General features: G+C 47.2%; 24 protein-coding genes. 14 read left to right on the top strand and 10 right to left on the bottom strand.

Annotated features, from left to right (window positions below; translation table 11 throughout):
- Positions 1 to 16: 16 nt before the first annotated feature.
- Positions 17 to 778 (top strand): alpha/beta hydrolase, encoded by a 762-nt coding sequence (locus KNQ12_RS12865; protein ID WP_251055846.1) that lies wholly within the window; start codon positions 17 to 19, stop codon positions 776 to 778.
- A gap of 58 nt (positions 779 to 836) precedes the next feature.
- Here KNQ12_RS12865 and trhO read toward each other — a convergent pair whose 3' ends face one another.
- Complete coding sequence (gene trhO / locus KNQ12_RS12870) at positions 837 to 1751, bottom strand: oxygen-dependent tRNA uridine(34) hydroxylase TrhO (RefSeq protein ID WP_023469680.1); 915 nt, start codon at positions 1749 to 1751, stop codon at positions 837 to 839.
- A gap of 238 nt (positions 1752 to 1989) precedes the next feature.
- On the opposite strand from trhO, the gene KNQ12_RS12875 reads away from it, so the two are divergent.
- From KNQ12_RS12875 to KNQ12_RS12890, 4 genes are all read left to right on the top strand, one after another.
- Positions 1990 to 2637, top strand: a complete 648-nt coding sequence (locus KNQ12_RS12875) for a TVP38/TMEM64 family protein (protein WP_023469681.1) — start codon at positions 1990 to 1992, stop codon at positions 2635 to 2637.
- Between the two features lie 263 nt (positions 2638 to 2900).
- Positions 2901 to 3227, top strand: a complete 327-nt coding sequence (locus KNQ12_RS12880) for a DUF485 domain-containing protein (RefSeq protein WP_023469682.1) — start codon at positions 2901 to 2903, stop codon at positions 3225 to 3227.
- On the top strand, positions 3224 to 4780 hold the full coding sequence (locus KNQ12_RS12885; RefSeq protein ID WP_050678440.1) for a solute symporter family protein: 1557 nt from the start codon (positions 3224 to 3226) through the stop codon (positions 4778 to 4780). Before KNQ12_RS12880 ends, KNQ12_RS12885 begins: the two co-directional genes overlap by 4 nt.
- A gap of 114 nt (positions 4781 to 4894) precedes the next feature.
- Positions 4895 to 5752 carry a sulfite exporter TauE/SafE family protein gene (locus KNQ12_RS12890; RefSeq protein WP_050678439.1) on the top strand — a complete coding sequence of 286 codons (858 nt, stop codon included), beginning with the start codon at positions 4895 to 4897 and terminating at the stop codon, positions 5750 to 5752.
- 268 nt (positions 5753 to 6020) lie between these two features.
- Here KNQ12_RS12890 and KNQ12_RS12895 read toward each other — a convergent pair whose 3' ends face one another.
- Positions 6021 to 7397, bottom strand: a complete 1377-nt coding sequence (locus tag KNQ12_RS12895) for an alanine/glycine:cation symporter family protein (protein WP_214748707.1) — start codon at positions 7395 to 7397, stop codon at positions 6021 to 6023.
- A 145-nt stretch (positions 7398 to 7542) separates the two neighbouring features.
- Between KNQ12_RS12895 and KNQ12_RS12900 the strand changes: the two genes are divergently transcribed.
- The 3 genes from KNQ12_RS12900 (at position 7543) to KNQ12_RS12910 (ending at position 11040) form a co-directional block, all read left to right on the top strand.
- Complete coding sequence (locus KNQ12_RS12900) at positions 7543 to 8760, top strand: PucR family transcriptional regulator (RefSeq protein WP_035395605.1); 1218 nt, start codon at positions 7543 to 7545, stop codon at positions 8758 to 8760.
- A 121-nt stretch (positions 8761 to 8881) separates the two neighbouring features.
- Positions 8882 to 10006: an alanine dehydrogenase gene (ald, locus tag KNQ12_RS12905; RefSeq protein WP_023469687.1), complete on the top strand. Its 1125-nt coding sequence runs from the start codon at positions 8882 to 8884 to the stop codon at positions 10004 to 10006.
- 173 nt (positions 10007 to 10179) lie between these two features.
- Entirely contained in the window at positions 10180 to 11040 is an 861-nt protein-coding gene (locus KNQ12_RS12910; protein WP_214748710.1) for a tetratricopeptide repeat protein, read from the top strand.
- Between the two features lie 3 nt (positions 11041 to 11043).
- Here KNQ12_RS12910 and KNQ12_RS12915 read toward each other — a convergent pair whose 3' ends face one another.
- A complete protein-coding gene (locus KNQ12_RS12915) occupies positions 11044 to 11691 on the bottom strand; it encodes a diacylglycerol/polyprenol kinase family protein (protein WP_214748713.1) in 648 nt (215 codons plus the stop codon).
- 115 nt (positions 11692 to 11806) lie between these two features.
- On the opposite strand from KNQ12_RS12915, the gene KNQ12_RS12920 reads away from it, so the two are divergent.
- The gene (locus tag KNQ12_RS12920) at positions 11807 to 12430 is read left to right on the top strand and encodes a DUF1836 domain-containing protein (RefSeq protein ID WP_023469690.1); all 624 of its coding nucleotides are present in this window, start codon (positions 11807 to 11809) and stop codon (positions 12428 to 12430) included.
- A gap of 45 nt (positions 12431 to 12475) precedes the next feature.
- On the opposite strand, the gene KNQ12_RS12925 is transcribed toward KNQ12_RS12920, so the two are convergent.
- Positions 12476 to 12952 (bottom strand): LURP-one-related family protein, encoded by a 477-nt coding sequence (locus tag KNQ12_RS12925; protein WP_214748716.1) that lies wholly within the window; start codon positions 12950 to 12952, stop codon positions 12476 to 12478.
- A gap of 171 nt (positions 12953 to 13123) precedes the next feature.
- Positions 13124 to 13468 (bottom strand): restriction endonuclease, encoded by a 345-nt coding sequence (locus tag KNQ12_RS12930; RefSeq protein ID WP_235147606.1) that lies wholly within the window; start codon positions 13466 to 13468, stop codon positions 13124 to 13126.
- A gap of 345 nt (positions 13469 to 13813) precedes the next feature.
- Here KNQ12_RS12930 and KNQ12_RS12935 point away from each other — a divergent pair, with 345 nt between their 5' ends.
- Positions 13814 to 15949, top strand: coding sequence for a PAS domain-containing sensor histidine kinase (locus KNQ12_RS12935; RefSeq protein ID WP_214748719.1), 2136 nt, complete (start codon positions 13814 to 13816; stop codon positions 15947 to 15949).
- Positions 15949 to 17013: an SDR family oxidoreductase gene (locus KNQ12_RS12940; protein ID WP_251055847.1), complete on the top strand. Its 1065-nt coding sequence runs from the start codon at positions 15949 to 15951 to the stop codon at positions 17011 to 17013. The genes KNQ12_RS12935 and KNQ12_RS12940 overlap by 1 nt, the downstream gene beginning before the upstream one ends.
- Positions 17014 to 17064: 51 nt before the next feature.
- On the opposite strand, the gene KNQ12_RS12945 is transcribed toward KNQ12_RS12940, so the two are convergent.
- On the bottom strand, positions 17065 to 18456 hold the full coding sequence (locus KNQ12_RS12945; protein WP_214748724.1) for a TrkH family potassium uptake protein: 1392 nt from the start codon (positions 18454 to 18456) through the stop codon (positions 17065 to 17067).
- 160 nt (positions 18457 to 18616) lie between these two features.
- Here KNQ12_RS12945 and KNQ12_RS12950 point away from each other — a divergent pair, with 160 nt between their 5' ends.
- From KNQ12_RS12950 to motB, 3 genes are all read left to right on the top strand, one after another.
- Positions 18617 to 18856 carry a hypothetical protein gene (locus KNQ12_RS12950; RefSeq protein ID WP_023469697.1) on the top strand — a complete coding sequence of 80 codons (240 nt, stop codon included), beginning with the start codon at positions 18617 to 18619 and terminating at the stop codon, positions 18854 to 18856.
- A gap of 98 nt (positions 18857 to 18954) precedes the next feature.
- Entirely contained in the window at positions 18955 to 19740 is a 786-nt protein-coding gene (motA, locus tag KNQ12_RS12955; protein WP_023469698.1) for a flagellar motor stator protein MotA, read from the top strand.
- Positions 19715 to 20482: a flagellar motor protein MotB gene (motB, locus tag KNQ12_RS12960; protein WP_023469699.1), complete on the top strand. Its 768-nt coding sequence runs from the start codon at positions 19715 to 19717 to the stop codon at positions 20480 to 20482. Before motA ends, motB begins: the two co-directional genes overlap by 26 nt.
- Positions 20483 to 20525: 43 nt before the next feature.
- Here the strand turns inward: motB and KNQ12_RS12965 are convergent, their stop codons facing one another.
- The 4 genes from KNQ12_RS12965 to KNQ12_RS12980 all read right to left on the bottom strand — a co-directional run bounded on the left by KNQ12_RS12965 (position 20526) and on the right by KNQ12_RS12980 (position 24316).
- Positions 20526 to 21059 (bottom strand): DUF420 domain-containing protein, encoded by a 534-nt coding sequence (locus KNQ12_RS12965; protein ID WP_023469700.1) that lies wholly within the window; start codon positions 21057 to 21059, stop codon positions 20526 to 20528.
- Between the two features lie 3 nt (positions 21060 to 21062).
- A complete protein-coding gene (locus KNQ12_RS12970; protein WP_023469701.1) occupies positions 21063 to 22490 on the bottom strand; it encodes a dihydrolipoyl dehydrogenase family protein in 1428 nt (475 codons plus the stop codon).
- Entirely contained in the window at positions 22487 to 22864 is a 378-nt protein-coding gene (locus KNQ12_RS12975; RefSeq protein ID WP_195866000.1) for a DUF1499 domain-containing protein, read from the bottom strand. The genes KNQ12_RS12970 and KNQ12_RS12975 overlap by 4 nt, the downstream gene beginning before the upstream one ends.
- A 93-nt stretch (positions 22865 to 22957) precedes the next feature.
- Entirely contained in the window at positions 22958 to 24316 is a 1359-nt protein-coding gene (locus KNQ12_RS12980; protein WP_251137751.1) for a sensor histidine kinase, read from the bottom strand.
- Positions 24317 to 24339 lie beyond the last annotated feature (23 nt).

Raw genomic sequence — 24339 nt, forward strand, 5'->3', positions numbered from 1 at the left:
GATTACGGAAATTGAAATGACGCTACCGACATCACAAGCTCACCGGACGATTCGGATTCATCGTCCGCCCCATTTAGATCCTTCTGAAGCGTTACCGGTGATTTATATGCACGATGGACAAAACGTCTTCAGTGGAGAAACCGCCTCGTTCGGAAAAGGCTGGGAGATTCATCTTGCGCTACAACAAACACAGATTCCGGCAATGGTCGTCGCGATCGACAGTCCAGAAGACGGCATGGACCGTTACGACGACTACGCTCCTTGGAGTGATGAAGCTTTATTGATGCGGACTGCTTATCCTTCGCACCGGAAGTCGATCGGGGGAAACGGTAAGGTCTACATGGACTGGATCATTCGCGAGCTAAAACCGTACATTGATGCCAACTACGCGACACGCTCTGACGATACGACGATGATCGGCAGCTCGATGGGTGGCGTCATCTCGCTTTATGGATTATTCGCATATCCGGAAGTCATCACGCGCGTCGCTGCCCTGTCGACGGCCGGATGGGCAAACTTCTCCTCACTCCTTGAATTCATCGAGCGCAGTCCGTCGCTGTCTGCTGCCCATCGCTGTTATATGGATGTCGGGACAAAAGAAGTGAGTGGCCCGATGACGGAGACAGATTATTTACACACAAATGATGTCTTAGCGCGAGCGGTCGAACAGAAACTTACTCAAAGTCGCTATACGATTATCCCGGAAGCAATCCATCATGAAACGGCCTGGGCCGAGCGTTTACCGGATATTTTACGTTACTTGTTTCCTTCCTCGTGAATACACAAAAAGCCGGGCGATTTCTACTAAAGAAATCTTCCGGCTTTTTACGCGTGCCTTATACTAATTCTTCTTGTTGCTCTTTTTCATAACGGTTGCGCGGATGCTCCCGGCATTCATCGGAACACGAACGCATGACTTTTGGTTCGCATTCTTCACAGCAGAAGTGCTGTCGATTACATTCCGGGTTTGCACAATTAACGTAGCGCGTCTCCGGTTTTCCACAGTAGTAACATTCTGAGACGACAGAAGGATTGACGGCATTGACAGGAACTTGTACACGCTCATCAAAGACGTATAGTTCGCCTTCCCAGTCTTCTCCTTGCGTCTGTTCATCTTTTCCGTACATGACGACTCCGCCTTTAAGATGGAAGATATCATCACTCTGTTGCCGTTTACGGAAGTACGCCGTGAATTTTTCACAACGAACGCCACCCGTACAGTATGTGAGAACCTTTTTCCCTTCAAACAAATGCTCGTTCTCGTCAAGCCACTCCGGGAATTCCCGTGAAGCATCGACATCGACTTTTACAGCATTCTTGAAGTGTCCGAGGTCGTATTCATAGTTGTTGCGTACATCGAGAATGACGACATCATCTTGTTTCATCATTTCTTTCCACTCTGCTGGTTCAAGATACGCAGCGTGTTCTTCTGGTACGTTGAATTCATCCTCAAAACGCCATGTGACGAGTTCTTTTTTGTAACGGACGAACGTCTTTTTGAAGGCGTGCTCTTCGACTTCATCGATTTTGAATTCGATGTCAGCAAATCGTGGATCCGCCGTCAAGTCCTTCATGTATTGTTCCGTTTGTTCGACCGTTCCAGAGAGTGTGCCGTTGATTCCTTCTGGTGCGATCAAAATCCGACCTTTAATACCGAGCTCTTTACAGTAAGCAAGATGCTCTTTCGTTAGCTGTTCCGCATTTTCGATCGGAACATACTTATAAAATAATAGTACGCGATAAGGTTTCATATTCCTCATTAGCCCCCATGTCAGTTTTTTGCAGTAAAACGAACGTTGGCAAACGAAGCGTCTAGCTATTGACTAGCTGGGAACGCCTGCAAAACGCACCCATTTAAGTATAATACCAACTCCCTTTCGAATGTACAATCTACAATTCCTGAATCCCTTTCAAGGAATTTCATTCCCTTTCTGAATCAGAAAGAGGTAAAATAAAACACAGTAGTACATCTCGCAAGGAGGATTCCGAATGCTCCATACACTTCGTGACTGGATCGAGCAGATGATTTTCTTTCTCCAAGACTTACCTGGAGGAGCTGCCACCGGTTTGATTGCCCCGTTTCTTGAGTCTCTATTTCCTTTCCTGCCACTCGTCCTGATCATTTCCGCGAATGCGGCAACCTATGGTTTTGGTATGGGTGTTCTCGTATCATGGGTCGGGAGCATGCTTGGATCACTCGTCGTCTTCGCTTGTATTCGATATCTATTTCGTCGTCCGGTCACGCGTTGGCTTGAAAAACACCATGCCGCGCAACAGTGGATCGAACGTGTTCGTCACATGAGTCCCATCTCACTGGGATTCTTTTTCTCGCTTCCGTTCATGCCTGCGTTCATCATCACGTCCATTTCCGCCATGATTCAACTATCGCTGCGGACGTATTTGATTGCTGCTGGTGCCGGTCGTCTGATCGTCGTCATCATCTTCTCGCTGATCGGAAAGGAATGGTCCACGTTCCTTGAACGTCCGATGCGTCTTGTCCTTCTATTTTTGATTTTACTCGCCATCTGGGGAGTCAGTCGCGGGACGGAAGAATGGTTGAAGCGTCGTGCGCTCTCAAAACGTGCGGATCATTTACGGGAAATCGAAGATAAGATCGAACGTCCATCTGAAAAATGACTCAAGCCTGTCTATGCTTCCATAGGCAGGCTTTTTAAGTTGTTCTCATTTTTCGGGTACTAGGTCTTTTGAATCATTTTCCGACATAATTAATATATAAAAATAACGTTCAAACAATGTTCAATATCGCAAACGCTTACATTAAATTGGTATGACCAATATTAATATAATAATGAGCTTTTCTTCATAAAAATTAGGATAGCTTTTCCAGAAACGACATCCTTATAATGAATTTACATTCATTCCTTAAAGGAGGCGGCCTCATGCATCAAGTGTCCGAAGTTCAAAAAAATGAAGCGACTCAATCCGCTCCAGCAATCGTCGAGAGTGCTACCTTTCAACAATTGATGCGTCAAAAGAATGGCTTCATTCTTCCAGCCATCAGTTTCTGTCTTATTTTTTATTTTACGCTTCCGATTTTGACAAGCTACTTTACGATTTTAAATCAACCGGTATTCGGTGATATTACGGGTGCTTGGATCTTCGCTTTTGCTCAGTTCATCATGACGTGGACGTTCTGCATGATGTATAGCAAAAAAGCACGTGCCTTTGATCGACTCGTCGAACAAATCAAGGAGGAGTCGAAATGAATTATACTGCCGTTGCTTTATTTGCGGCGATCGTCGGTTTGACGCTCGTCATTACATACTTTGCTGCTCGTAAAACAAAAACAGCTAACGATTTTTATACAGCGGATGGCGGACTCACTGGTGCGCAAAACGGGATGGCGATTGCCGGCGACTATATGTCCGCTGCCTCGTTCCTCGGAATTGCCGGGATGATCGCCTTAGCTGGATTCGACGGATTCTTCTACTCGATCGGCTTCCTCGTTGCCTATCTCGTTGTCTTGTATCTCGTTGCCGAACCACTTCGGAACCTCGGGAAATACACGATGGCGGATATGATCGCTGCTCGTTTTAACGCATCAAAAGTTCGCGGAGTCGCTGCCATGAACTCGATCGCGATCTCGATTTTCTATATGATTGCCCAACTCGTCGGTGCGGGTGCCTTGATTGAATTGTTATTAGGAATTCCTTACACGACAAGTGTCATCATCGTTGGTATTTTGATGACCGTCTACGTCGTCTTCGGTGGTATGACAGCGACCTCATGGGTCCAAATCATCAAAGCGATCCTCTTGATGGCAGGAACAGCTGTCATTTCTTTCATGGTATTCGCCAAGTTCGATTTTTCGATCTTCAAGATGTTTGCAGAAGTCAAACAAGCGACACCGCTCGGTGATTCATTCTTGAATCCCGGAAACAAGTTCAAGTTACCGCTCGATACGATTTCATTGAATCTCGCACTCGTTCTCGGAACGGCTGGATTACCACATATCTTGATTCGTTTCTTTACTGTTAAGGATGCTCCGACTGCTCGTAAATCCGTCGTATATGCGACGTGGATCATCGGTGCCTTTTATATCTTGACGATCTTCCTCGGCTTTGGTGCCGCTGCTTTCGTCGGTTCTGAAGATATCATCGCTGCCAATGCTGCTGGTAACATGGCGGCACCACTTCTCGCCCAAGCACTCGGTGGCGATTTACTCTTCGCGTTCGTCGCTGCAGTCGCCTTTGCGACGATTCTCGCCGTTGTTGCAGGACTCGTCTTATCCGCAGCATCCGCCTTTGCCCATGACTTCTATAGTCATATTCTACGTAAAGGACAAGCAACGGAAAAAGAACAGATGACGGCCGCACGACTCGCTTCCATCGCCGTCGCCTTGATTTCGATGGTACTGGCATTGTTCGCACAAACGATGAACGTCGCGTTTCTCGTTTCGCTTGCCTTTGCTGTCGCGGCAAGTGCTAACTTGCCAGTCATTCTCTTGACGATCTTCTGGCGCCGTTTCAATACTGGCGGAGCTGTCACAGGTATGGTCGTCGGGTTATTCTCTTCACTGATTCTCGTCGCACTCAGTCCAAACCTTTGGGCAGTCGACGGTTCAGCCTTGTTCGTCGGGGAAGCCCTCTTCCCGCTGACGAATCCAGGAATCGTCTCCATCCCACTTGGCTTCCTCGGAGCCATCGTCGGGACACTGTTGACGAAATCGAACGAAGTTGCCGGTAACTTCGAACGTATCATAGTCAAGGCCAATACCGGTATCGATGCTGCTGCAGAAGTCGCCGCGTCAAAAGAATAAGTTCCCCTTAACGGCTCCTTCAACCCCCTTGAAGGAGCCGTCCCCTTTTACATTCTTCTCGTTCATTGCCATACTAAGTGAAGAATAGAGAAGAAAAAGAAAGGAAGACTGTACATGGATCTCGCTTTTTATTATTTCTTAATCCTCGGATTTTTCATTGGAATCATCTCCGGCTTTTTCGGAATCGGTGGCGGTATCATCTTGACGCCTCTACTACTCATTTTAGGATATGCTCCAAGCGTTGCGATCGCGACCAGTCTCATGTTGACTCTCGGGTCAACGGTTTCAGGTACGATTTCTCACTTACGCCTTAAAAATGTCGTCTGGCGCGATAGTCTTGTCGTCGGGGGCGTTGGAATCATCGGTTCGACGATCGCGACACCACTCGTCCTTCGTTTAGAGGAAGTCAACGGTGCCCATCTCGTCATCTCAATCGTTTATATCGGACTCTTACTCTACTTCGCGAATAAGTTCTTACGTCCGAAAGCAACGACCGGTGAACAGACTGGTTGGAAAAATCGATATCTTGCCCTTGCCTTCACTGGTCTGTTCGCTGGATTCATCTCTTCGCTCCTCGGTGTCAGCGGTGGATTCATCATCACACCGTTACTCGTCGGGATCGTTGGCTATGAGTTGAAACGTGCGGTCGGAACGAGTATTGCTTCCGCGTTACTGATCGTTCTATCGGGACTCGTCAACTATACGGTCGCGAGTACGAATATCGATATCCTCGTCGGTATCATGCTAATCGTCGGCGCCTTGCTCGGAGCACCGATTGGCGCGAAGCAGTTGACGCATTTCGAAAGTCCGTTCGTCAAAAAGTACCTCGGTATCTTCTATTTGACGGTTGCGGTCAGTGTGTTACTCGAGGTCATCGGCTGGAACGTCGCTTCACTCTCCGTTCTCGTTGCGCTTAGTTTGATTTTCTTACTGACACTCCTCATCTACAGCCGTCGTCGAACGAATGGATGAATCGTCTCATCAGAAAAGGGGCTGACTCAAAAGTCAGTCTCTACAAAGATAAAGGTGGCAGACTGATGATCTGCCACCCTTATCTCGTAACAAAAAGAATGACGCGTCACACGTCACTCCTACAGGAAAAGCGCATTTATGCGCTGTCAGAGACGAACAAGACCCGCTTTCCTGCTTAAATGAAGCAGGAAAACTGGCTTGTGTCTCGCCTGAGGAAAGGGCGTGAAAAGACGCGTCATTCTTTTTTTGAGTCAGCCGCTTTTTTCCGTTAAGCCACTCGTTTGTGACCGGCTCGTTCATAGTCTCTCGTTTGTTCAATGACTAAGTGCGACAAGAACAACATTCCAATCAAGTTCGGAATCATCATTAATCCATTTGCAATATCTGCGACCAGCCACAACGGTTCTAATTGCGCGACCGCACCATAACAGGCTGCGAGCGCAAAGAACACGCGGTATCCTTCGTTGAAGCGTGTCGTACCGCTCAAGTACTCCAAGCACTTCTCTCCATAGACATACCAACCAATGATCGTTGAATAACCGAAGAAGAAGACGGAGAAAGCGACCGTCCATTCTCCAAATGATCCTAGAACACTCGCAAAGGCGGTTGCTGTCAGTGCTGCCCCGGAAAGATTCGCATCATGCATCATACCTGAATGTAGCCCACCTGACGGATCCCAAAAACCTGTCGTCAGAAGGACGAGTGCCGTCATCGTACAAACGATCAAGGTCACTATGAAGGTACTCGTCATCGAAATCAACCCTTGTTCGACCGGACGCTCACTTTTCGCAGATCCAGCAATCAAGGCTGCCGTCCCAAGTCCTGCTTCGTTCGTGAAAATCCCCCGTGCTACACCGACTTGCATCGCCATCATGATTGATACACCGGTGAAGGCTCCCGCTGGCGCAAGCGGCTGGAAGGCGTACTCAAAGATTAAACCAAAGGCTGGTAGAATCTGATCTGCCTTCAATACTAAAAGGACACAAGCGGCACCGATATAAAGTAAGCTCATGATCGGAACGAAGATTGTCGAGATCGCACTGACGCGTTCAAGTCCACCACGAATCGATACATAGACCGCAATCGCGAGCAGAATGCCGAACAATAGCAGCGGCACACGGAACGATTGCTCAAGCACCGTTGCCATCGCATTCGCTTGCACCGTGTTCCCGACACCAAACGATGCGATCAAACCAAATACCGCAAACAGGATGGCGAGTAGTTTAAATTTAGCTCCTAGTCCCTTCTCGATATAATACATCGGTCCACTGACGGCTTCGCCGCGTTCGTTTCGACTTCTAAAGAGAATGGCAAGGAGGCTTTCTGCATATTTCGTCGCCATTCCAATTAAACCGATGACCCACATCCAAAAAACTGCGCCCGGTCCGCCCATCGTCAAGGCGACTGCGATCCCTGCGATGTTTCCGTTTCCGATCGTCGCCGCGAGGGACGTCATCAACATCTGAAAGCTACTGATTTCACCTTCACCTTGCCCTGATTTTTGAACAGATAATTGAAACGCTTGTTTTAAACGTCGAAACTGAAGACCGCGTAAGCGGATCGTAAAGTATACTCCTGTTCCTACCAACAACATCATACTCGGAATCCCCCAGACCCAAGCCGATATCAGACGTAATACTTCCATGCCATTTCATCCTCTCTCTCTTTTTCCGAGGCTTACCGTAGCATGTAGTTGTGTTTTCTTACAATACAAAAGAATACTTTTTGTGATTTTACACAATAGAAGATATACTAAAACTATCGAGCGAAAGAGAAAGAAGGGAAATCCCATGTTAGAAGCTTCATATCATTCCTTAGACGACTTAGCGGAAGCGATCGGTATTGCCTTGAATGCCCCGATTACGATTGAAGATCGCAATCACCGCCTTCTTGCGTATAGTACGCATACTGCTGATACAGACCCTGCCCGTGTCGCAACGATCATTGGTCGCCGGGTACCGGAATCGGTCATCGACCAACTCTGGAAAGACGAAGTCATCCAGAGCCTTGCTACACAAGATGATCCACTCATTATTTCCGCACGCACGGATGTCGGATTGAACGATCGTGTCGCCATTGCGATCAAGCAAGATTCAGAAATTCTCGGCTATATTTGGTCGATTGCTCGAAGCACTCCTTTTACTCCATCGGAACTAGCGGATTTAAAGAAAGGAGCATTGCTTGCCCAACGTCAGTTACTGGCGATCGACATGCAGAAAAAACGGAAGGAAGAGCAGACGGAACAGTTTTTCTTCGAGTTATTACATGAAGAATTATCCGAGTCAGAGATTCTGAAGATGTTTTCTAAGCTCCATGTCGCACCACCTGGCATCAGTCGTTTGACGGTCATTCGTTTTTCGGAAGCGATCACACCACGACTTGCGGATCGCCTGCGCTATTTATTGACGATTCAGCAGACAGTTCGTCCGTTACTTTACGCGTATGATGAAACAGATTTCATCTTGTGGATCAGCACAAACGACCGCGACGCAGAACAAGAGCGTCTGCAGTTCGACGCCTTCATCCAGTCGTTTCGACAATTGCTCGCGGAGCGGTTCGATTATACGGACTTCGTCGCAGCAAGTAGTGAAGTCTTCACGGGCGTCCAAGCGATTCCGGAGCGCTATGAAGAAGCTGGCATCGTCTTACGTTTAAAGGACGCCTTTCCATTTGAGCTGAAGAATGTGACCCGTTACGAACGCCTCGGTTTATTCCAGCTCTTACCGATTTTCTCGGAGCGTCTGCGACGGCGGACGGTTCGCTTGGAAGAAATCGAACGTCTGCGTGCTTACGATGTGAAACATGCCTCCTCCTTATGTGAGACGCTAGAGTGGTTCCTGCACTACGATGGGAACGTCAAACAAGTCGCTTCCCATCTCCATGTTCATCCGAATACGATCCTTTATCGGATGCGACGGATCGAGGAGGAAGCGGGCATTCGAATGGAATCTTTACCTGAACGCTCCTTACTTTATTTGTACCTAAAAGCAGACCGATATCCTTTGTGATTTTACACAAAGGATATCGGTTATTTTTGAAAACGCCGATAAAGTAGAACGCTTTCATTTCTCGTATACTGAAGAAGAAGAGAAATTGATTTGTTTATTTGCGAAAGGGGATCGCGTTCACATGATCATTGGAGTATTAAAGGAAATCAAAAACAACGAAAACCGTGTTGCATTAACACCTGCCGGGGTAGCAGCGTTACATGCACAAGGACATCGTGTCATCATTGAATCGATGGCAGGTATGGGGAGTGGCTTCACGAACGAAGAGTACGTCAAAGCCGGTGCTGAAATCATCGCGACTGCTGCTGAAGTCTGGGCAACAGCCGAACTTGCTTTGAAAGTCAAAGAGCCGATCGCTTCAGAGTACCAATACTTCCGTCCAGATTTAACATTGTTCACGTATCTTCACCTAGCGGCTGAGCCAGAATTGACACGTGCGCTTGTTGATTCGAACATCACAGCAATCGCTTATGAAACCGTTGAAAAGAACCGCACACTTCCATTGTTAACACCAATGAGTGAAGTCGCAGGACGCATGGCATCACAAATCGGTGCACAGTTCTTAGAAAAACCACACGGTGGTATGGGCATCCTGCTTGCAGGTGTTCCTGGGGTTCGTCGTGGAAAAGTCACAGTCATCGGCGGCGGTGTCGTCGGAACGAATGCTGCGAAACTCGCGGTTGGTCTCGGTGCGGATGTCACGATCATCGATGTCAGCCCAGAACGCCTTCGCCAGTTGGATGATATCTTCGGTAACTCGATCAACACATTGATCTCAAACCCGTACACGATTGCTGAAGCTGTCGCTGAAAGTGATCTCGTCATCGGTGCTGTCTTGATTCCAGGTGCAAAAGCACCGAAACTCGTCACTGCCGACATGGTCAAACGCATGAAGCCGGGCGCTGTCATCGTTGACGTTGCCATCGACCAAGGTGGTATCTTCGAAACGGTCGATCGTATCTCGACGCATGATGACCCAACATATGAAAAATTCGGTGTCGTTCATTACGCAGTCGCGAACATGCCGGGTGCCGTTCCACGCACGTCTACACTTGCATTGACGAACGCAACGCTCCCGTATGTCCTTGAACTCGCGAACAAAGGCACACACCGTGCGCTTGCTGAAAACGAGGCTCTCGAAAAAGGATTGAATGTCGCACAAGGATTCGTCACGTACGAAGCGGTCGCACGCGATCTCGGATACACGTACAAATCCGTTGAAGATGTGCTTCACTTACACGCATGATCTTGAACGTAGAAATAGTCGATGATTCCTTTTCGAGGAACCATCGACTATTTTTTATGAAAAGAAGGAATCCCAGGCGAATCTCTTCATTACTTCTTGAGGCACCACCCGGCTTGTCATATGATGAGAAACGAAGACTTATGATTTCGAACTAGTAGAGGGGATCTCATTACATGACACAAACCATAACCGCCCATTCTCATGAACTTCAGAGCCACGTCGCTGAAGTGGCGTTACTCGAAGCACTGACATCCGATACAGAAGAGAACGTACGCATTGCCGCAACCGAGCGCTTACGAGTTCTTGTCCCATCTCATCCATTGCTCAACATCGCTACAGCTCATTCCCTTTACTTCAAGAACGAACACACTCAAGCGCGCCGGCTGATCGAAGAGACGCATCAGCAACTCGGCGAACATGTGCACGGATACATACTCCTCGGTATCATCAGTGAGGATGAAGGATATATGCACGAAGCAGAACAGCTTTTCCTTTCAGCCATCACACGCTTCCCTGAAGAGCCAGCAGGACATCGTTTCCTTGCCGTCCATTACAATCATCGTCAATTTTATGGGGAATCAGCCGTCCATGCGTTTACATATTTAAAGAAGGTTGGCGCATCTGGAATCGATACGCTGATGGCCATTGATTCCATCCAACAATTAGACGGTCATTCGATCGACATGTTGGAAGCACTCTATGCATTAATCCTTGGCGTATCTCATCTCGACAAAACCACCGTCTTTCATGCGACAGCTTCTTTCAATCAAAGCATTCAATATGAGAAGCTGCATGCTACATTGCGCGAAGACAGCGAGGAGACCCTCTACGCTAAGCTCGACGAATGCCTTTCCAACATGCTCGAGCATGGCTTGTTCGCAGCTGTTTACGACGATTCCGAAGAAAAGATCTATCGCCATGTCTTTCAGGATATGTGTCGGGATATGACCATCCGTCATGGAGGTTGGCGTGCGTACCCGGACTATATTCGATTACGCTTTCTCTATTTCAAACAATTGTTGTTACGCGACTGAACGTCAAAAAGCAAACGCGACGAGTGCCGCGATCGTCCATGGCAAGATCAAGTTGTCGAGATCGCGATATGAGATGGCTTCGATCAAGGCTGCGATGTTCGCAAGCAAGAAGCCATAACTGACAGCGAGCCAAACCGGTTGTCCATAAAACAAGAACGTCACGGTCAAAACAAGAAATGACGCCAAAAATAGGGCGATACTTCCTTCAAAGGATCGTTTCGTCTCACCACGGACGTAAAACGTCTTTCCGTAGCGTTTTCCGACGAGAGCCGCGAGACCGTCGCCCCAAGCAAGCACCATGCTTCCCGCAACGAGCGCCATCGGCTGTCGCTCGAAGAAGAACAGGACGAGTCCCACTAGAGCGAGTGGATAATAGACCGTTCCGTAAGAAGGACGATCGACATCGTGCATCTGACCGATTCCTTTTCGTAGTGTCACTAGATTCACGACAGCAAAGAATAACAACGGTACGATCGCAACGTACCAGTGATCCAGCCAGAGCAGCGCAAGAAATACCCAGTGACCGACAGCAATATGAATCCATTTTCGAACCGTCTCGGGAGAAAAGTCGAAACGGCGTCCAATGACTTCCAGGATGACGAGAACTAGCCCGACGATTCCAATCGTGCCAAGAGCAGCTATCCATTCCATCGTCATTCCCCCTTTCTTTCCTATTATTGTACGTTGTTTCAGTTGCCATTTGCCCTATTGAACCTTCATTTGATAACATAAGGTCAAATGACGTCCTAGAGAGGAAGTTTTGGAAATGTATGATGCTCAAGCAGTCCAAACATTATCAAGTTGTCTGCAACGCTTGAACGAAGGAAAAGGAATCGAACCCCTCGTCGCAACGGAAGGCACAGAATTGCCGAAGGTCATCAATCGCTTGAAGCAATTCGATCCATTAAAAAATGGTCTATCCATCAATGAAATCGTTCATTTAGCAAATGCTCTAATCGGCGAACATATGTCAGCGACAACGATTCAGAACTGGACGAAACGTGAAGTCCGGGACATCATCGGCGTACCGCATCGCGGAAAGAAGTACTCGATCAATCAGGCTTCGATCATCTATCTACTGGATGATTTAAAACACCTCTTCTCGTTAGAAGAAACACGGGAACTGCTGACGATCGTCTTCAAGAATCCGAATATTGATGAGGATGATTTAATCAGTCCGCTTAATTTTTATCTCGTCTATACGCAACACGCGGAGACAAGTGGTCCGATCGAATTGACGGAGAAGCGTCTCAGACGCTCGCTCGAGCGCATTAACGCTTACCGCCCTGAAACTGTTCACGTTCTCCAACTGTGTCTCTATGCCCGTCGTGTATCGCATTTAACACACGAAGCGAAACAACGCCTCCATCATGTTCTGCAAACGACATGATGAAAAAAAGATGCCATCCATGTCATGGAAGGCATCTTTTTTTATTTAGACGGCTGTCAGTGATTTATAGTGGACGTTGTTCGTCAGACTTTTCAAGACAGAGAGTAGTTCGTACATCGAGAGTTTGTCCGCATCCTTGACGAGACGGTACTCATCACCGTCTTGCAACAATTCAGCAACGACTTCTCCAGCTGCACTCCGTACGGAGAATTTTCCTTTTGTCAGGTCGAAGGAAATCATGAATGTACCACGCTCATACACGTTGTACTCACATTTCTTCGAGAAGAGCGAAAACTTCTCACGCATTTGACCTACCTCTTGTCCATCATGGTTCATCACGACCCACTTCTTACACGTCGGAATGAACTTACCAAACGCTACCCCTCTACCTTCACCATTCATTACTTGAACACGACCATTCTCGTCGTGTTGAACCGCACCAATCATTTGGTGCGCTTCATCATAAATCGCGGCATGACCTTGCGAAAAAACGCAACCCTGCACATAGACAACTTTGCGCAACAGAAATTCTCCTCTCACTGCTAAAACGTGCTGGTTTTTCGTCCCCAGTTTATTTAGACATCCTGTATAGTTTAACTTTCTTTATCTGTATGATATTTCGTTAACGAAAATGATTATTGCACCGTTTCTCCAAATTGACAACCCCCTTTTGTCGACAATCATTCGACATGTTCAATGCAGGTTCATCTCCTTTGCAAATGCGAGCAATTCTTCCCGATCAATGAGGCGAACCTGATTTGGTTCCGCTAGCTGATACGCAGCTTCCGTAAAGGTCGAATTCGTAACGACCCACCCCTCGTCCATCCCGTAGAATGGAACCGAGGCAGCGACCTGTTGAACCGCTTCGAGCCCTACAGCCGCACTATATCGCTTTGCCTGGATGGCAATCTTATACCCTCGTTCATCCTCTATCAACAAATCTGCTCCGAAGTCGCGTGAAGCAGGTGTCAACTCGACTCGATATCCTGCTGTTTCAAATAAATCGGCAAGCCATTCTTCAAATTCTCGTCCTTCCATTCGATCGAGTCGTTTTTCAAGCGACGGCGTTAAAATGGACAAAAGAAGAAAAAGGATACACCCTACTATACTGATGATTAAGATTAAAGGTTCCCAAGAACTCGAAAAAAAATAAGTTCCGAAAATTCCTATCATTGCAAACAAAGCTGCTAGTAACAATCGTTTTCGTTTCAATCGTTTCATCGTGCTTTTCTCCTCTACTTCGTCGTGACCTTTTTTTCACTATACTAAAATTCTTCGTCGGTTACTTCCTTCAACAGGAAACACACCTCATCTTGCAGAAGTAAACTAACGAGGAAAGACTGTCTTAAAATCCATGGTCGAAGACCAGTCAGGAGGTAGCTCATGGCAGAACATTCATCCCCTTCATCGCTACGAATCATTCACGCGACGATACGTGCTATGAAAGACCCCGTTCTTCTAGTCGATGCAAATGGAAAGATTCAATTTCATAATGATGCTTTTCAACACCAGTTCATGAACGCTCCGAATATCGAAACCGTTCAGGAGCTGTTTCCCATCACGGATGATTTCTTTCCATTACAGAAGGAAGCCGTCATTTCAACGACACATCAATTAACAGTCACAGCGATTGAAGCGACGGACTATTTTCTTGTCCATGTCGCTCCCCTGAAAATCGAGGACTTATTCAATTCAACGCTAGATACTGCTCTATTCATCACCGACTCGGAGTTTCGGATTCAAACCTGTAACGAGGTGGCAAGCACCTTATTCCGTTTCGAGCATGTCGAAGACATCATGGGTCTCCAAGCGACGATTCTACATGATGCAAAGGAAATCGCTACCCGCCGTCAACATCTCGAACAATTGAACTTAAAAGACTTATCGGACGCACAACTTTTTTTACTGCATGGACGAGAAGCCGAAAATGAATGGACCTATCATCGTTTGGATGGCTCAACGTTCCATGGGCGTCTTTATATGACGCGGTTGCCAAACGATACGTACTTCCTACTCATTCAGGACATCACACCGCAAAAACAAATTGAATGGCATCTAACGAAAAGCGAACGCCGCTTCCGACTCTTCTCGGAATCCGTCGTTGAAGCCGTCATCTTTCATGATCACGGAATCATCATCGATGCCAATCGCGCAGCAGAAGTCATTTTTCGGACGAAACTCGAGAAAATGAAAGGCAAGACGACGCTTGAATTGATTCATCCGGATCATCACGCGCGTGTCTTGCAACGCATCGAGGAGCATCGAGAAGAACCGTACGAAGTCCTCGGTCAACGTGCCGACGGAACCTCTGTCGAAATCGAAGTTTTTCCGCGTGAAATCATCTACAATAACATCCGGATGCGTGTCGCCGTCGTTCGTGATATTACAGAACGAAAAAAGATTGAGAAAATGCTTGAACGCGAAAAAAATGCCATCATGCGCCAGCGTGATATCACACAATCGATTCTTCAGGCATCCAATGAAGGTTTCCTACTGACAGAAGAAGATGGGAGTTTCATCTTCATGAACGTCAAAGCACGTAAATTACTCGATGTCCCAGGCATTGCACCAAGTAAGATTCAAGAACGAATCAGTCTGATTCCGAATCTCGATTTGAATACTCGATTCGAGATGCTCCGACAAGTAGAGGAATTACTCGCTGGAAAACATTCTGAACTATCGTTTCGTTTCACGTTACAGCGACCAAATGAGTCCAGTCCACTTTATTTCGAATTTTATGCGACTGCGATCAAAAAGGAGAAGAGTCGCATTTCTCGTCATGGTTTCCTATTTGTTTTTCGTGACCGGACAGAGGAAGCAAAGATGGATCAAGTAAAGGACGAACTCGTCAGTACAGTATCGCATGAGTTGCGCACGCCGCTGTCCTCCATTCTTGGTTATATGGAATTACTACGATATAAAAAACAATCGGCTGATCGAATCGAACGTTATGTTGAGATCGTCCACGAAGAGACGAAACGATTGACGACGCTATTAAATGAGTTTTTAGACATTCAGCGTCTAGAAGGTGGAAAACAGGAGTATACCTTCACGTCGTTCTCGTTACGAAATCTTCTCGCGTCAACCGTCGATGCCTATGGCGAGACCGTCGAGACGCATCGAATTGATCTAGAACTACCAGAAGATCCTGTTCTGATTTTTGCGGACGAGCACAAAATCAAGCAGGTGATCTTGAACTTGCTTTCAAACGCCATTAAGTACTCTCCACAGGCGGATCATATTCGAGTGCTTCTTTCAGCAAGTCCGGAACAAGCAACGTTCTCTGTGACTGATCATGGACTCGGCATTCCACAAAATGCTTTTGAAAAGCTCTTTACGAAATTTTACCGGGTCGATAACTCAGACATCCGGAAAATCGGCGGAACCGGACTCGGACTTGCCATCTGTAAGGAAATCATCGAATCACACGGAGGTGCGATTTCCGTTGAATCAGAAATCAATGATGGTTCGACGTTCACCGTTGTACTCGAACGTGATCCAAGAAAGGAATGGAATTGATGCGGACCTACTTCATGACGGGTTTCCCTGGTTTTTTAGCGACCAAACTGATCGAACAACTGGCACGTGTACCGGATCAAATCGCTTGTTTTCATTTACTTCACTTATCATCAGAGCGGAATACGGCCGCTGAGCGACGCCAGGACCTTCTAGAACGTACATCCTTACGACCAGATCAACTCGTGTTACATGAGGGGGATATCACGGTCGAACAGCTTGCTTTATCATCAGAGACGCGGATGATTTTGCAACAAGATGTCACACACATCTTTCATCTCGCAGCGCTATATGATTTAGCAACAGCATATGAACCCGCCTTTCGGATCAATGTGATCGGTACCGCGAACGTGACACAGTTTGCTCATACGTGTCGGACCTTAGAGCGTTACATCTACTTCAGTACAGCGTATGTCTCGGGTCTTCGTTCCGGAATAGTTCTAGAAGATGAGTTACAAGCTAGTGCCTTTAAAAATGCTTATGAAGAAACGAAATACCTCGCTGAAGTACGTTTCCGTAAAGAAATTGGAACGATCCCCTATACGATCATCCGTCCTGGGATCGTCGTCGGCCATTCCGAAACGGGCGAAACACCGAAATGGGATGGGGTGTATTTCGTTTTGAACGCGATGCGTCTCCTGCAATCCTTTGCTCCTCTTCCGTATCCCGGTCGAGCAAACGCACTCGTCAATCTCGTTCCATATGATTATGTCATTGAAGCGACCGCTTATCTCAGTCATGTACCGGTCGGAAGAAATAAGACCTATCATCTGACGGATCCATTCCCACATGGCGCACGTGCGATTTTTGAGATGTTACACGTCGCCTATTACGGACGTTATCCGCGCGGAATCGTTCCGTTTCGACTCGTCAGCACAGCATTGACTCCAGCTGTCGCGAAACGACTTCAGATGCAACGTCAGACACTCGATTATTTCATTCATCCCGTTCAATACGACACGACACATGCCTTACGTGACTTACGGGACACTGGTATTATTTGTCCAGACCTTGCAGAAACAATGCCTCGGCTCGTCCAGTATTACCAAATACATGCGACACACTAAAAAAGTCCAATCGTTCTTCCTCAAGGGAAGTCGATTGGACTTTTTCATCGGTTACCCGATCAACATATTCTCTTTTGGATAACGAATCGTTCGATCTCGTTGCGTCGCGAACGTGAACAGAATCGTTAAGGAGCCGACACGTCCGAGTAACATCATGAACATGATTAAAAACTTACCAAAGCTATTGAGCTCAGCTGTTACGTTCAAAGAAAGACCAACTGTTCCAAATGCCGAGACCGTCTCAAAGAATAAACCAATAAAGGAAATGTTCGGCTGGGTCAACGCCAGGAACGTCGTGATCAAAGCAATGAACAGTAAACTGAAGACAGCAATCGCATATGCCTTTTGAATCGCCTGCGTCTGAACGGTCCGACGCATCAGAACCGTTTCACGCTGTCCGCGTATATACGTCCAGACATTCTTCAAGATGACCGCTGCCGTCGTGACCTTGATCCCGGAACCTGTCGATGCGGAACCTGCCCCAATGTACATCAAGACCATCATCAAACCGATCGAGAGCGGCACCATCGTCGTTAAGTCGATCGTCTGGAAACCAGCTGTTCGTGTCGTGACGACTTGGAAGAACACGATATGGAGTGCACTAAAGAACGATTCGTCTTTTAATGAACCCAAGTTCGATACCCATTCATAGAGCATCATTGCTAAAACACCTAGTCCATTGATGACGAATAGTGATAGCACCATCAATTTAGAATGGAGCGAAATTTTCTTGAAGTTTCGTTTACCAGCGATATCCGCGATGACCGTAAAACCAAGACCACCAATCATCAAGAGCGCTGCAATCGTCAGAATGAACGTCGTATCCTGTTGGAAACCGATTAAATTATCGCCCCAAAGTGCGAAGCCCGCATTGTTAAAGGCGGATACGGCATGAAACAGACCGTAATAGAGTGCTTTCCCAAAGGTATACTTATATTGAATGAATAAATCGAGCGCAATCAAAAACATGCCGACGATCTCGACGAGAACCGTCGTGACGATGATGTTACGGACGAGACGAATCGTTCCGCCCGGACTATCGAGATTGAACATTTCTTGAATGATGATCCGCTGACGAATCCCGATTTTTCGTCCCGTGACGCTCAGTAAGACGAGCGCAATCGTCATGAACCCAAGCCCACCGACTTGGATTAAAAGCATCATGATGATTTGACCAATTAAATTATAGGATTCGGCAATATTGATCGGTGACAGTCCTGTGACGGTTCCTGCCGATGTCGCGACGAATAGGCAATCGATGAAAGATACGTCTTGTCCCTCTTGTTGTGAAATCGGAAGCCACAATAAAAAACCACCCAGTAAAATCGTCAATGTAAAGCCCGTTGCGATGAAACGTGCCGGTTTATCGAATAGCTGATGATACATCAATTCACCTAAACGCCCGAAGCGTGCGAGTCGTGAACGTCTTTTATGCGAGAACATCTTACTCCCCCTAGATTGTTTTCAGACAGAATTGTCTTTATCATACTCCCTCGAATTAAGAAGTTCTATCGAAATATGCAATCGACTAAACGTTTTCGTATTTTTTTGGTAAACTAGATAAAAGTGGACGTGTAATCATTAAAGGAGGTTGAGGGAAACAGTGGACCCTAAGACGGCTGATCATTCGATTGAGGATGTCTGGCGAAGGCTGGAACGACAATCACAATGGATGCCTGCGCAATTGTATTATCAATTCGAGGAACTCTTATCATTACATTTGGAGCAACCGATTCTAAATGAATTGTATCAAGTGTTAAAAAAATACGACGTACTGACCGATATAGAGCGTGACGAACGAAACGAAAGCATTCAAATGCTAATCGACGAAAACGGCGCTTGATTCTCGGTTTTTGGATTTCCGAGCAGAAGAAGTGTCTTCTGCTCTTTTATTTTTCGTTCCTATACGAATTACATACAGAAAGGTGGCACACATCAATCATGGATATCGTGTCGATCATCGGGATCATTCTTGGTCTCATCACATTAGTCGGAGGTATGATCTTAAAAGGTGCGCCTCCCGTCGCTTTGCTTAACCCCGCAGCCCTTGTCATCATCTTCGTCGGGACAGCAGCTGCCATCATGATTTCCTTCCCGAAGGAACGATTGAAAGTCTTACCTGCCTTATTTAAAGTCATCTTATTCGAACAAAAGCTGATGACAAAACAAGTGTTGCTCGGACAATTTCTGACACTCTCGACGCAAGCACGTAAAGAGGGTCTGTTATCTCTCGAGTCAGCACTTGAAGAAGTCGATAATGCCTTCATGAAGCGTGGCGTCATGATGGTCATCGATGGACAACCATCCGAATATGTCGAGGACGTCATGACACGTGATCTCGAAAATATGACGGAACGCCATCATGCGAACGCGAACATTTTCACGCAAGCCGGTACCTACGCACCAACGCTTGGGGTTCTCGGTGCCGTTGTCGGTCTCGTTGCCGCCCTATCCGATTTATCGGATATCGAAAAATTAGGTCACGCCATTTCAGGTGCCTTCATCGCGACGTTATTCGGAATTTTCACCGGATATGTCCTGTGGTTCCCGTTCGCAACGAAGCTGAAGCAAAAATCAGCAAGCGAGATTCAGTTGTATGAAATGATGATTGAAGGGATTCTCTCGATTCAAAATGGTGAATCCCCGAAGAACTTAGAAGATAAGCTACTCGTGTACCTGACACCGAAGGAGCGTGCGAACTATGAAGCGGAAAAAGAAGCCGCATGACGAACATATCTCCGAAGGCTGGTTAATTCCCTACGCCGACTTATTGACCTTACTTCTGGCACTCTTTATCGTTCTGTTTGCTTCGAGTAGTGTCGATGCCGTGAAACTAAAAGCGATGTCTCAGTCGTTTAGCTCCGTCTTCAACGGTGGATCAGGGATGATTACGAACAGCTCGCTCTCTACTCAAGAAGAAGAGGAATCAAAAAAGCTAGACGCGCGGACAAAAGCACAAAGCTATGAAATTGCGGAACTCGAAAAAATCAAAGAAGAAGCCAATGAATACATTAAGAATGAAAAACTTGAAAAAGATATCAAGGTCGAAATTACGAATGAGGGTCTCGTCTTTACGATTCGCGACCGCGCACTATTCTCACCAGCTCAGGCAGAAGTAAGAGGACGCTCGCTTCAAATCGCAGAGGGGATGAGTGCACTGCTCGTCAAAGCAGGGCAACGTCAGATTCAAGTGTCTGGACATACAGACAATATTCCAATCAACACAGCACGGTATCCGTCGAACTGGGAACTGAGTGCGGACCGGGCGATCAGTTTCATGCGTGCTTTGCAACGTAATCCGAAGCTCGAACCAAAACGGTTCACCGTCAGCGGTTACGGAGAATTCCAACCGATTGCGTCCAATCAAACAGAAACCGGTCGTAGCAAAAATCGCCGTGTCGAAGTTTTAATTCGACCATTGATCGACTTAAAAGCGAATGTACTCGATGAAACAAAAGTTAAGTCCTGATCATCAAAAAGACTCCTTCGTGGTAGACACGAAGGAGTCTTTTTTAATAATACGGACGAATCATGATATAGACGATGACGCCCGTTAAGCTGACGTATAACCAAAGCGGCATCGTAAAACGTGTCCACTTTTTATGCTTCTCGAAGTTTTGATTCACAGCGTGCGCGAGTGACATCAAGACGAGTGGAACGATGACTGCAGCTAGGATGATGTGCGTAATCAGGATAAAGAAATAGACAGGACGAACGAACCCTTCGCCTCCGAATTTCGTCGATTCACTGACAGCATGATACGTGACGTACGAAATTAAGAATAAAGTCGTCGTCGTCATCGCACCACCAATGAAGCGACGATGATTCACCCGATTGCCACGACGAATGGAAATCCAAGCACCGAGCAACAGCATGAAGGTAAAACTATTGAAGATGGCATTCAAAAAAGGAAGCAACGTCCAATCGAATCCTGAATCGACTTGGACAGGTGGCGCAAAGAATAAAAGCGCCACGAGCAAGTTGATGACAAGCGTCAACAGGATGACGAGCGGAACGAAATTCCGTTTAGTAGCAGGTTGTTGCATGAATCATTCTCCTTGTTTCCAGTCGAAATAACGTTTCAACCATTTTGGGATCGGACCAGCGAATAGACGTTCACGCCAGTAGACATCAGCAGCACGCTGAACAGCAGCACCACGAATTGGGTACGGGTGGACGACACGCGACAATTGACCGACCTTATCTTTACGTGCCATCGCATAGACGACTTCTTGCATCCATTCACCGGCTTGTTCTCCGATTGCATGTGCTCCAATCAGTTTTCCACGCTTATCAGCGATGAGCTTGACGCGTCCTTCCGTCTGACCATTGATGACGAAACGATCGACTTCATCGAGACCGGTCTGATAGACCTTGATCTCACCATGTTTCTTGCGTGCCTCGTCTTCTGTCAATCCGAGATGGAACAATTCAGGTGTCGTGAATGTGACCCACGGAACCGCCCGATAATCCGGCTTCGTCCGTAGACCGAATAAAGCATTCGTGACGACCGTTTTTCCTTCCAGTCCTGCGACATGCGTAAATGGGAGCGAGTTGATCGTATCTCCGACCGCAAAGATGTGTCGCTGACTTGTTCGAAGTGAACTATCGACTTGGACGAATCCTTTCTCGACGTGTACGCCAGCTCGGTCGAGACGTAGTGCTTCGATGCGTGGCTTACGACCGACTGCGACAAGCACGGCATCCGTTTCGATGACACGTGATTCGCCGTTTGCTTCAACCGTCACTTCGATGCCCCCCGCCGACTTGCGGACGTGCGTGACCTTCGTATCGAGATGTAACGTCAATTCTTGTTCGAGCTGACGTTGAATGACTTCGACCATGTCGCGGTCTTCTTTTCCGAGTAACGTCTTCATACCCTCGATGACCGTGACTTCTGTTCCAAGATGCGCATATGCTTGCGATAACTCAAGACCAATCGCTCCACCACCGATGACGAGCAGTCGCTCCGGACGCTCCGTTAATTCGAAGATCGTCTCGTTCGTTAAATAATCAATCGTATCGAGTCCATCAATCGGTGGAATGATGGGTTGAGATCCCGTCGAGATCGCAAACTTCTCACCTACGACAAGCTGTCCCGCCACTTCCACTTCATGAGCACTGAGGAATGTCGCTTCTCCGATATAGACATCGACGCCAAGGTCTTCGAACCGTTTCGTTCCATCATGTGATTGAATGATGTTACGTGCTCGATCGACGCTTGCTTTCGTTTTCGAATAGACCGCGTCCCCGTTCAGCGTCACGTTGTATTTTTCAGCCGTCCGCTTCATGACATGAACATCGTGCGCGGCTTCGATCAACGCCTTTGAAGGAACGCAACCGTAGTGGAGACAATCTCCGCCTAGGTGCGTATGGCGTTCGATCAGGGCGACGTGCGCGCCGAGACTTGCTGCACCAGCAGCAATCGTCATTCCGGCTGCCCCACCACCAATGACGACTAATTGATAGGTCTTCATCGTGATCCCTCCTCGTAACGACGTGTGATATCTTCCATCCGTTTACGGTTGACGCCCCAGTCGGAGTATCCGACACGTGATGCCGAACGGAAATGAATCACCTGTGCGGCTTCATCGAAGTAAAATTCGACGTCATCCTTGAAGCGAAAGACTTTACTCGTGAAGATGGCATGGATGTATGCCCCTTCCTCCTTAACGACTTTGACGCGGTCGAGGCTTTGTAGGATACGTAAGAGTTGGAACTTCGAATCTGCAAGCGTTCCTTTGAACGGGAGCGGACGCATTTTCATATCCTGTAGATCGGTTTGAGTAGATACCGCGTTCGGTTTTCCAGAGAGCGGTTGAAGCGTACCATTTGAAACACCAAGTGCCATGACTGATTCCTCCGTTTCCTATCATCTGATCCATTTCGTACTATAATCCACTTAACTTTACCAGTTTCTGTTTCACTCTGCCCGTCTCAGTGTTTACGCTTTCGTGACAGGTAGCAGAATCGTCGCAATGACGCCGCCTTCCGGCTGATTATCAATGAATAGCTTGCCTTCATGTGCTTCGACGAGTTCTCGACAAATCGATAGGCCGAGCCCTGTTCCACCCTTTCCTTTTTGCACTTGATAGAATTTTTCTGTGACGTGACGTAAGTGCTCTTTCGGAATCCCGGGACCTTCATCACTGAAGGAGAGGAACAATACACGCTCTGAACGAACGAGTCGAATGGTGATCGTGCCACCGACTGGAGAAAAGCGGATCGCATTATCAAGCAGGTTCAAGAAGACTTGTTTCAATCGGTTTTCGTCGTATAGACCGACGACTTGTACCGGTAACTTCTGTACGATCTGGACATTTTTTTCTTCCAGCTTTTGACGCAGTTGCGCCGTCACGGTCTCGATGATTTCCGTCAAGTTGACTTCCTGACGGTATAAGACGAGCCGACTCGTCTCGAGTTTCGAGAAATCTAGTAACTGCTCAACGAGCGAAATCAAACGCTCCGTCTCCGAATGAATGATGCCCATCCCAAGCGACGCCTCTTCCGGCAACTGATCCTGTTCGACGAGTAACGTTTCACTCCAGCCTTTGATCGATGTCAGCGGTGTCCGTAATTCATGGGAGATACCAGAAATGAATTCATCTTTTAATGTTTCCTGCTGTTTAATCTGTTGTCCCATATAATTGATCGTCCGCGCTAGTTCTCCAAGCTCGAACGAGTATTCCTCGTTCACCTTGACGTCGTAATGCTGTTTCGCGATTTGATCCGATGCTCCGATGACTTCTTGAATCGGTCGGACGATCGACGAGACGAGACGTGAGGAATAGATGAAGGCAAGTCCCCAAATTACTGTACCCAGGAGGACGATCGCTAAACAAATTTCGATCACACGTCGATCGATTCGCTCAAGCGACGTCGTATAACGAAGCGCTCCCGTCGTCTGACCAAACGACACGACAGGTTCTATTACTTCCAGTAAATGTTCTCCCGTCGCCTCATCGTCATATCGTTTCGTGACGGTCTGTCCCGCTCTTACTTGATTGATCGCCTCTCGCGTCAACTTACGTTCCGAGATGAATCCGGTCGAAGAGTAACGTGGAATCCCTGTTGCATCCAACACTTCGATCTCAGCGTCTGGATAAGCATAAGAATCAAGTACATCATGGATTGTCGCTTCTGAATCAGCGTAATCATAAGCAAGGCCACTATTCGCAAATAAGACAGCACTCGCATTCGCATGGCGTTTCAAGACATCCGTCGCCGTCACGTAGTAATAGTTATAGGTCACGAACGAGAGGATCCCGATGACGAGTAAGACTGTCACCGTGATAATCGTCATGAACCGCATCAATATCTGGCGCT

Origin of the sequence: Exiguobacterium sp. s11, assembly GCF_018619015.1 — a bacterium.
Classification (GTDB): Bacteria; Bacillota; Bacilli; order Exiguobacteriales; family Exiguobacteriaceae; genus Exiguobacterium_A; species Exiguobacterium_A indicum.